This is a genomic window from Luteibacter yeojuensis, from assembly GCF_000964085.1.
Lineage (GTDB): Bacteria > Pseudomonadota > Gammaproteobacteria > Xanthomonadales > Rhodanobacteraceae > Luteibacter > Luteibacter yeojuensis_A.
Map to the genome: position 1 here is coordinate 1 of NZ_JZRB01000057.1, position 1,949 is coordinate 1,949.

Sequence of the window (1,949 nt, forward strand, 5' to 3'; positions counted from 1 at the left end):
CCAGCTTGTCGCCCAGCATGCGGCGCACGATGACATAGAACACGGGGATCAACAGCAAGCCGAGGATGGTTGCGAACAGCATGCCGCCGATGACGCCCGTACCGATGGCGTGGCGGGAGTTGGCGCCCGCACCCGTCGAGATGGCCAGCGGCAGCACGCCCAGGATGAACGCCAGCGACGTCATCAGGATGGGGCGAAGTCGCAGGCGCGAGGCTTCGACCACCGACTCGCGAAGCGTCTTGCCTTCGCCCTGCTGCTCCACCGCGAATTCCACGATCAGGATCGCGTTCTTCGCAGCCAGGCCAATCACGGTGATGAGGCCGATCTTGAAGAAGATGTCGTTGGGCAGGCCGCGCAGCTGCGAGAACACCACCACGCCGAGCATGCCCAGCGGCACCACGAGCAGCACCGCCACGGGGATCGACCAGCTCTCGTAAAGCGCCGCGAGGCACAGGAACACGATGACGATGGACAGCACCATGAGCATGGTGGCCGAGTTACCCGCCAGGATTTCCTGGTACGACTGGCCGGTCCAGTCATAGCCAAAGCCCTTTGGCAGCTTGTCGTTCACGATGCCTTCGACGATGTTCATCGCCTGGCCGGTGGAGTAGCCCGGCGCCTGGTTACCCACGATTTCCACGGCCGAGTAGCCGTTGTAGCGCGTGAGGCTAGGCGATACGTTCGTCCACTTCGTGTGCACCACGCTGGACAGCGGGATCATCCGGCTGTCGAGGGCGGTGGAGGCGCTGGCGACACCGGATGTCGTCGACGACGAGGTGGTGTTCGACGTGAGCGTGCTCGGCGTGAAGATGTGGTCGAACGCGTCGAGGCCCATGCGGTACGGCGCATCGGCCTGCAGCATGACACGCTTCACGCGGCCGCCGTACTGGAAGTCGTTGATATACACGGGCGCCAGCGTGAGCTGCACGGCCGTGTAGATATCGCTGACGGAGAGCCCCATGGTCTGGGCCTGCGTACGGTCGACGTCGAGCTGCAGGGTGGGGGCATCTTCCAGGGTGTTCGGGCGGATGCCGACCAGGCGCTTGTCCTGGGCGGCGGCACCAAGCAGCTGGTTGCGGGCCTGGGTCAGTTCCTCGCGGTTCTGGCCGGCGCGCGCCTGCAGGTACATGTCGATACCGCCGAACTGCGACAGGCCGCGGATGGTGGGCAGGTTCACCACGAAGATCGTGGCATTGCGCACCTGCTGCATCTTGCCGTTCATCTCGCCAAGGAAGTCGGCCACCGTGGCGTCACGGTCGGACCAGTCCTTCAGGCGGATGAAGTTCATGCCGACGTTTTCACCCTGGCCCAGGAAGCTGAAGCCGGAGATCTGGAACACGCCGTCCACGGCGGCATCCTTGAGCAGGATGTCGCGCATGTCCTTCTGCACCGCCTGGGTGCGCGCGATGCTCGCGCCCGGGGGCAACTGCACGATGGCCAGTGCGTAGCCCTGGTCTTCGTCTGGGACGAAGCTGGTGGGCAGGCGGGTGAAGAGGAAGCCGGTAAGCGCCGCGATGAGCACGAACACGACCATCCAGCGCGGCGCGTGGCGCACCGCCGAGGTGATGTGGCCGGCGTAGGTGTGCGTCGTCCAGTCGAACACATCGTTGAACTTGCGGTAGACGATGTTCTTCTTCTTGTCCGGCTCGTGCTTGAGGATCGTGGCGCACAGGGCCGGGGTGAACGACAGCGCGAGGAACGCCGAGAAACCCATCGAAATCGCGATGGTGAGCGCGAACTGCTTGTAGATGATGCCCGACGCGCCGGGCTGCAGCGCGGAGGGGATGAACACCGCCGCAAGCACCACGGTGATGGCGATGACCGCGCCGGTGATCTGGCCCATCGCCTTGCGCGTGGCTTCCTTCGGCGGCAGGTGCTCCTCCGTCATGATGCGCTCGACGTTCTCGATGACGACGATGGCGTCATCGACCACGATGCCGATGGCCAGC

The 1,949-nt window shown here is 64.8% G+C and carries 1 protein-coding gene; it reads right to left on the reverse strand.

Annotated elements, in window-relative coordinates:
* On the reverse strand, positions 1-1,949 hold a 1,949-nt coding region (locus tag VI08_RS18525), incomplete at both ends, for an efflux RND transporter permease subunit (RefSeq protein ID WP_045831123.1).